Raw genomic sequence first — 6,678 nt, 5'->3', positions numbered from 1 at the left:
GTTTTGCTATTCGTGAAGGTGGTCGTACTGTTGGTGCCGGTATCGTCTCTAAGATCATTGAATAAATAATGCTTGTTGAGTGCTTTGATTATTGAAGGCACTTTGTATAACAGGGAAATAAAGAGCATGAACAGTCAGAATATTCGCATTCGCTTGAAAGCGTTTGATCATAGAATTCTTGATACGTCGACGCGTGAGATCGTATCGACTGCTAAACGTACCGGTGCAAATGTCCGTGGTCCCATTCCGCTTCCTACGCGGATTGAGAAGTTTACGGTCAATCGTGGACCGCATATCGATAAGAAAAGTCGTGAGCAGTTTGAGATGCGAACACATAAGCGTCTTCTTGATATTGTTGATCCAACGCCGCAAACAGTGGATGCGCTTATGAAGCTCGATCTTTCTGCTGGTGTGGATGTAGAAATTAAGCTCTGAGGTTTGAGGACAGAAGGAACAGACCCGATGCGTTCAGGTGTAATAGCACAGAAGCTGGGCATGACCCGTATTTATAATGATGCTGGTGAGCATGTGCCGGTGACGGTACTTCGTTTGGAGAATTGTCAAGTCGTTGCTCAGCGTACAGTTGAAAAGAATGGTTATACTGCTGTTCAATTAGGTGTAGGCTTTGCTAAGGTTAAGAATACTTCACAAGCTCTTCGTGGACATTTTGCTAAGGCTTCTGTTGAGCCTAAAGCCAAAATAGCAGAGTTTCGTGTGAGTCCCGACAATCTTCTTGATGTTGGTACTGAGATTACAGTGGAACATTTTGTTCCAGGACAAAGAGTTGATGTGACTGGTACCAGTATTGGTAAGGGGTTTGCTGGTGTTATGAAGCGACATAACTTTGGTGGACATCGTGCTTCTCATGGTAATTCTATCACACATCGTGCTCATGGTTCTACAGGGCAGTGCCAAGATCCTGGTAAAGTTTTTAAAGGCAAAAAAATGGCTGGCCATATGGGGCAAGTGCGTGTAACAACACAGAATATTGAAGTTGTTTCCACTGATAGTGAGCGTGGTTTAATTTTAGTGCGTGGTGCTGTTTCTGGTTCTAAAGGTTCTTGGATTTTGATACGGGATGCTGTGAAGAAGCGTCTTCCTGATAATGCTCCAAAGCCTGCTGGTATTCGCCGTCTTGTGAAGGAGAAAGCGGAAATGGTTACTCCGGTGACGGAAACCTCTGAAGTTGAGGGAGCCTAATAATGGATCTTGTAATTAAAACTCTTGATGGTAATGAAGCTGGCAAATTAAAGGTTTCTGAAGCTATTTTTGATCTTGTTCCGCGTGAGGATATTTTGCAACGTGTTGTTCGTTGGCAGCTTGCACGTCGTCAGCAGGGAAGTCATCAATCCCAAGGTCGTTCTGATGTGTCGCGAACAGGGGCAAAAATGTTTAAACAGAAAGGAACTGGGCGTGCTCGACATTCATCTGCACGTGCACCGCAGTTTAGAGGTGGGGGTAAGGCACATGGACCAGTGGTTCGTAGCCATGCGCATGATCTTCCTAAAAAAATTCGTGCTCTTGGATTGCGTTTTGCGTTATCTGCGAAATTAAAAGCAAAAGATTTAATTATTGTGGATGAGTTGACTGTTAAGGATGCTAAAACGAAAATGCTTGTTTCTCATTTTTCTAAGCTTGGATTTAATAACGCTCTCTTGATTGGTGGTAAGGAGATTGATATTAACTTTTTTCGTGCAGCCTCTAATATCCCTAATGTTGACATTTTGCCTATTCAGGGAATTAATGTTTATGATATTTTGCGTCGCAGCAAACTTGTTTTATCAAAAGCAGCTGTTGAGGCTCTTGAGGAGCGTTTTAAATGACAGATCTTCGCCATTATGATATAATTATTAGTCCAGTTATTACTGAAAAGGCGACTATGATTTCTGAATACAATCAAGTTGCTTTTAATGTCGCGCCGAAAGCGACGAAGCCTGAGATTAAGGCTGCTGTTGAAGCGCTTTTTAGCGTAAAAGTTAAAGCAGTTAACACGATAGTCCGTAAGGGTAAAGTGAAGCGTTTCAAAGGTATAGTTGGTCGGCAGAGTGATGTCAAAAAAGCGATCGTAACTCTGGCCAGTGGTCAGACTATCGACGTTTCGACAGGTCTTTAAGAGGCTCGGAGATAGGAATAATGGCACTTAAGCAGTTTAATCCAACGACACCTGGGCAGCGTCAGCTTGTTATTGTGGAACGTTCTTGCCTTTATAAGGGAAAACCTGTAAAGATGTTAACTGAAGGTTTGTCTTCAAAGGGTGGGCGTAATAATTGCGGTCGTGTTACTGCTCGTTTTCAGGGTGGTGGACATAAACGTAGTTATCGGTTTGTCGACTTTAAGCGTCTTAAACGTGATGTTTCAGCAAAGGTTGAGCGTTTAGAGTATGATCCTAATCGTACCGCTTTTATTGCTTTAATCCGTTATGAGGATGGGCAATTGAGTTATATTCTTGCACCACAGCGTCTTGGTGTTGGTGATTCTGTTATGGCTGGTTTAAATGTAGATGTTAAGCCAGGTAATGCTATGCCTCTTGCTAGTATGCCTGTAGGTACAATTATTCATAATGTTGAGATGAAGCCAGGAAAAGGCGGACAGATTGCACGTTCAGCAGGTGCTTATGCGCAGTTGGTTGGACGAGATCATGGTATGGCTATTCTTCGTTTAAATTCTGGTGAACAGCGTTTGGTTCCCAGTAGCTGTTTTGCAACTGTTGGCGCTGTTTCAAATCCTGATCATGGGAATATTAATGATGGTAAAGCAGGTCGGTCACGTTGGCGTGGTAAGCGTCCACATGTTCGCGGTGTTGCTATGAACCCCGTTGATCATCCACACGGTGGCGGTGAAGGTCGTACATCAGGGGGGCGCCATCCAGTATCTCCTTGGGGTAAACCTACGAAAGGTAAGCGTACGCGCTCTAATAAAGCCACTGATAAGTTTATTATGCGTACGCGTCATCAACGCAAGAAATGAGAAAGGTAGTCTGAAGTGGTTCGTTCAGTTTGGAAAGGTCCGTTTGTTGACGGCTATCTTCTTGGTAAAGCAGAGAAGGTACGTGCAAGTGGGCGCAATGAAGTTATAAAAATATGGAGTCGTCGCTCTACTATTTTGCCGCAATTTGTTGGTTTAACTTTTGGTGTTTACAACGGTAATAAGCACATTCCTGTTTCTGTTTCTGAAGAGATGGTTGGGCATAAGTTTGGTGAGTTCGCTCCTACCCGGACTTATTATGGTCATGGTGCCGATAAAAAAGCAAAGAGGAAGTAGGAATGGGAAAAGCTAAAGTTTCGCGCCAACTTAAAGATAATGAAGCAAGAGCTGTCACACGGACAATTCGTGTTAGTCCGCAGAAACTTAATTTAGTTGCTGCAATGATTCGTGGTAAAAGAGTTAATGTCGCACTCGCTGATTTGATGTTTTCACGCAAGCGTATTGCTGCTACTGTGAAAAAAACGCTTGAATCAGCAATTGCAAATGCAGAGAATAACCACGATCTTGATATTGATTCGCTTGTTGTGGCGGAAGCTTATGTTGGTAAGTCGATAGTGATGAAGCGCTTTCATGTTCGTGGTCGAGGGCGTGCGAGTAGAATTGAACGTCCATTTTCGCATCTTACTGTTATTGTTCGTGAAGTTACCGAAAAAGTGGAGGCCGCGTAATGGGTCAGAAGATCAATCCAATAGGACTTCGTCTTGGTGTTAATCGGACTTGGGACTCTCGTTGGTATGCTGATAGTGGTGAATATGGACGTCTTCTTCATGAAGATTTGAAAATTCGTTCGTATGTGCTTGAGGAGCTTAAACAGGCGGCTATTTCTAAGGTCGTTATTGAGCGTCCTCATAAAAAGTGTCGTATTACGATTCATTCTGCACGTCCTGGTTTGATTATTGGTAAAAAAGGTGCTGATATCGAAAAGCTTCGTCATAAACTCTCAGAAATGACGGATGCTGAAACTTCATTGAATATTGTGGAGATTCGTAAACCGGAGATTGATGCGACAATTATTGCGCAATCAATTGCTCAACAGTTAGAGCGTCGTGTTGCTTTTCGTCGTGCAATGAAGCGAGCTGTTCAGTCTGCTATGCGTCTTGGTGCGGAAGGTATTCGTATCAATTGTTCTGGCCGTCTTGGTGGTGCTGAAATTGCTCGTATGGAATGGTATCGTGAAGGTCGTGTTCCACTTCATACCTTGCGTTCTGATGTTGATTACGGTACAGCAGAAGCTAAGACCGCTTATGGTATTTGTGGTATTAAAGTTTGGGTCTTTAAGGGTGAGATTCTTGAGCATGATCCGATGGCTTCAGAACGTCGTGCTACGGAAGTTGATCAATCTGGTTCTTCATCGAATCGTCGCCGCGAAAATGCTTAGTTTTTGAGATTGAACTAAATTTTGGAGTAGAGAACAATGTTGCAGCCAAAGCGCACAAAGTTCCGTAAACAGTTCAAAGGCCGTATTCACGGTTTTTCGAAGGGTGGTACGGATTTGAATTTCGGTGCCTACGGTTTGAAGGCTGTTGAGCCGGAGCGGGTTACTGCTCGTCAAATTGAAGCGGCGCGTCGTGCGATTACACGTTATATGAAGCGTTCTGGTCGTGTGTGGATTCGCATTTTTCCAGATCTTCCGGTTACATCTAAACCGACTGAAGTTCGTATGGGTAAAGGTAAGGGAAGTGTTGATTATTGGGCTGCACGTGTTGCTCCTGGGCGCGTCATGTTTGAGCTTGATGGCGTTCCGGAGGATGTTGCACGTGAAGCACTAAGATTGGGTGCTGCAAAGTTGCCTATAAAAACGCGTTTCATCCAGCGTATTGCTGAATAATGAGGTTAAGCGATGAGAGCCACAGAATTACGGGCGCAAACGCTCGACCAAATGAAAGATGAATTGGCTAAGTTAAAGAAAGAGCAATTTAATTTGCGTTTTCAAAAAGCAACAGGTCAATTAGAAAAGACTGCGCGCGTTAGACAAGTTCGTCGTGATATTGCGCGTATTAAAACTTTTCTTCGTCAAAAGATAAGTGAAAGTAAGGTTTAAGGAAATAAGAGATGCCTAAACGCGTTTTGCAGGGTGTTGTTATTAGCGACAAAAGTGATAAGACTGTTGTTGTCAAAGTTGAACGCCGTTATTCTCATCCGCTTCTTAAGAAGACTGTTCGGCAGTCTAAAAATTATAAAGCGCATGACGAAAACAACCAATTCAAGATTGGGGATCAAGTTTCTATTCAAGAATCTAGACCAATTTCGAAAGATAAATGTTGGATTGTTGTAAAAGACAATGTAGCGTAATGAGTTAAGCTTATTGTTTTAGAATTTAACAGTGTGGTTATCATTGATAAATTTGAAGGCGATAACTTTATCGTTATTTGGCAGGCAAATCCGAGTGTGTAAAAGATACAATCGGATATATGTGTTAAGAGAAGGTGGCCAGTCATGATTCAGATGCAAACAAACCTCGACGTTGCTGATAATTCTGGAGCGCGTCGTGTCATGTGCATCAAAGTGTTAGGCGGTTCAAAGCGGAAATATGCTTCGGTCGGTGACATTATTGTTGTTTCGGTTAAGGATGCAATTCCTCGTGGCCGTGTTAAAAAAGGTGATGTTATGAAAGCTGTTGTGGTTCGTACTGCTAAGGATATTCGTCGCGCAGATGGTAGTGTCATTCGTTTTGATAGTAATGCTGCGGTTTTAGTGGATAATAAAAAAGAGCCGATCGGTACGCGTATTTTTGGACCTGTTCCTCGTGAATTGCGTGGTAGGAATCATATGAAGATCATCTCTCTCGCTCCTGAAGTGCTGTAAGGAGTAGATGTTATGCAGAAGATTCGAAAAGGTGATAAAGTTGTTGTTTTATCCGGTAAGGATAAAGGATGTAGTGGTGAAGTAATTAAGGTTAATCCGAAAGATAATAAGGCTTTTGTTCGTGGGGTTAATATGATTAAACGTCATCAACGTCAAACGCAGAAGCAAGAAGCTGGAATTATTTCTAAGGAAGCTCCAATTCATCTGTCTAATTTGGCGATTGCTGATCCTAAAGATGGTAAGCCTACACGTGTAGGTTTTCGTATGAATGCAGATGGTAATAAAGTGCGTTTTGCCAAGCGTTCGGGAGAGTTGATTAATGGCTGAGGAAAGACAAATACCGCGTATGAAAGCGCATTATTTTGAAGTGATCCGTAAAACACTTCAAGAAAAGTTTAATTACAAAAATGCGATGCAAATTCCGCGGATTGATAAAATTGTGATAAATATGGGGATAGGTGAAGCGACTGCTGATTCGAAAAAGCCTTCCCTTGCTGCTGAGGATTTAGGACTTATAACAGGACAGAAGGCCGTTATTACGCGTGCACGTAATTCTATTGCAACCTTTAAGGTTCGTGAAGGAATGCCTCTTGGGGCTAAAGTTACATTGCGTAAAGATCGTATGTTTGAGTTTTTAGATCGTCTTGTTACGATTGCTCTTCCGCGGGTTCGTGACTTTCGTGGTTTAAATCCAAAAAGCTTTGATGGTCGTGGCAATTTTGCTATGGGTATTAAAGAACACATTGTGTTTCCAGAAATTAACTATGATAAAGTTGATCAAATTTGGGGCATGGATATTATCGTTTGTACGACAGCAAAAACGGATGATGAAGCTCGTGAACTATTGCGTGCTTTTAATTTTCCTTTTCGTTCGTAACGGCAAACGTA

14 protein-coding genes and 1 pseudogene are annotated in these 6,678 nt (G+C 42.5%); all 15 read left to right on the top strand.

Features of this window, described 5'->3' with window-relative positions:
* A pseudogene (locus ACFIM8_RS04300) lies at window positions 1–65 on the top strand (elongation factor Tu); the annotation flags it as partial.
* A 61-nt stretch (window positions 66–126) separates the two neighbouring features.
* Window positions 127–435 carry a 30S ribosomal protein S10 gene (rpsJ, locus tag ACFIM8_RS04295; protein WP_005773267.1) on the top strand — a complete coding sequence of 103 codons (309 nt, stop codon included), beginning with the start codon at window positions 127–129 and terminating at the stop codon, window positions 433–435.
* Window positions 436–462: 27 nt separating this feature from the next.
* Entirely contained in the window at window positions 463–1,200 is a 738-nt protein-coding gene (rplC, locus tag ACFIM8_RS04290; protein ID WP_375606720.1) for a 50S ribosomal protein L3, read from the top strand.
* 2 nt (window positions 1,201–1,202) lie between these two features.
* Window positions 1,203–1,823 carry a 50S ribosomal protein L4 gene (rplD, locus tag ACFIM8_RS04285; RefSeq protein ID WP_375606719.1) on the top strand — a complete coding sequence of 207 codons (621 nt, stop codon included), beginning with the start codon at window positions 1,203–1,205 and terminating at the stop codon, window positions 1,821–1,823.
* Complete coding sequence (locus tag ACFIM8_RS04280; RefSeq protein ID WP_375606718.1) at window positions 1,820–2,113, top strand: 50S ribosomal protein L23; 294 nt, start codon at window positions 1,820–1,822, stop codon at window positions 2,111–2,113. The genes rplD and ACFIM8_RS04280 overlap by 4 nt, the downstream gene beginning before the upstream one ends.
* A gap of 20 nt (window positions 2,114–2,133) precedes the next feature.
* Window positions 2,134–2,967, top strand: coding sequence for a 50S ribosomal protein L2 (gene rplB, locus ACFIM8_RS04275; protein ID WP_375614558.1), 834 nt, complete (start codon window positions 2,134–2,136; stop codon window positions 2,965–2,967).
* 15 nt (window positions 2,968–2,982) lie between these two features.
* The gene (gene rpsS, locus ACFIM8_RS04270) at window positions 2,983–3,261 is read left to right on the top strand and encodes a 30S ribosomal protein S19 (RefSeq protein WP_004855734.1); all 279 of its coding nucleotides are present in this window, start codon (window positions 2,983–2,985) and stop codon (window positions 3,259–3,261) included.
* Between the two features lie 2 nt (window positions 3,262–3,263).
* Window positions 3,264–3,653 carry a 50S ribosomal protein L22 gene (gene rplV, locus ACFIM8_RS04265; protein WP_273791407.1) on the top strand — a complete coding sequence of 130 codons (390 nt, stop codon included), beginning with the start codon at window positions 3,264–3,266 and terminating at the stop codon, window positions 3,651–3,653.
* A complete protein-coding gene (gene rpsC, locus ACFIM8_RS04260) occupies window positions 3,653–4,363 on the top strand; it encodes a 30S ribosomal protein S3 (RefSeq protein ID WP_375606716.1) in 711 nt (236 codons plus the stop codon). The genes rplV and rpsC overlap by 1 nt, the downstream gene beginning before the upstream one ends.
* A gap of 36 nt (window positions 4,364–4,399) precedes the next feature.
* The gene (gene rplP, locus ACFIM8_RS04255) at window positions 4,400–4,813 is read left to right on the top strand and encodes a 50S ribosomal protein L16 (protein WP_375606715.1); all 414 of its coding nucleotides are present in this window, start codon (window positions 4,400–4,402) and stop codon (window positions 4,811–4,813) included.
* 12 nt (window positions 4,814–4,825) lie between these two features.
* Window positions 4,826–5,026, top strand: coding sequence for a 50S ribosomal protein L29 (rpmC, locus tag ACFIM8_RS04250; RefSeq protein WP_375606714.1), 201 nt, complete (start codon window positions 4,826–4,828; stop codon window positions 5,024–5,026).
* Window positions 5,027–5,037: 11 nt separating this feature from the next.
* Window positions 5,038–5,277 carry a 30S ribosomal protein S17 gene (gene rpsQ / locus ACFIM8_RS04245; protein WP_012231991.1) on the top strand — a complete coding sequence of 80 codons (240 nt, stop codon included), beginning with the start codon at window positions 5,038–5,040 and terminating at the stop codon, window positions 5,275–5,277.
* A gap of 144 nt (window positions 5,278–5,421) precedes the next feature.
* Window positions 5,422–5,790 carry a 50S ribosomal protein L14 gene (gene rplN, locus ACFIM8_RS04240; RefSeq protein WP_004855715.1) on the top strand — a complete coding sequence of 123 codons (369 nt, stop codon included), beginning with the start codon at window positions 5,422–5,424 and terminating at the stop codon, window positions 5,788–5,790.
* A 12-nt stretch (window positions 5,791–5,802) separates the two neighbouring features.
* A complete protein-coding gene (gene rplX / locus ACFIM8_RS04235) occupies window positions 5,803–6,117 on the top strand; it encodes a 50S ribosomal protein L24 (protein ID WP_273760562.1) in 315 nt (104 codons plus the stop codon).
* Window positions 6,110–6,667, top strand: a complete 558-nt coding sequence (rplE, locus tag ACFIM8_RS04230) for a 50S ribosomal protein L5 (protein ID WP_375606713.1) — start codon at window positions 6,110–6,112, stop codon at window positions 6,665–6,667. Before rplX ends, rplE begins: the two co-directional genes overlap by 8 nt.
* The last annotated feature ends 11 nt before the right edge of the window (window positions 6,668–6,678 follow it).

The organism is Bartonella sp. AC535YNZD (genome assembly GCF_042196625.1).
GTDB lineage: Bacteria > Pseudomonadota > Alphaproteobacteria > Rhizobiales > Rhizobiaceae > Bartonella.
The sequence above is the reverse complement of the archived record's forward strand: the minus strand, read 5'-3'. Positions and strand labels throughout refer to the sequence as shown.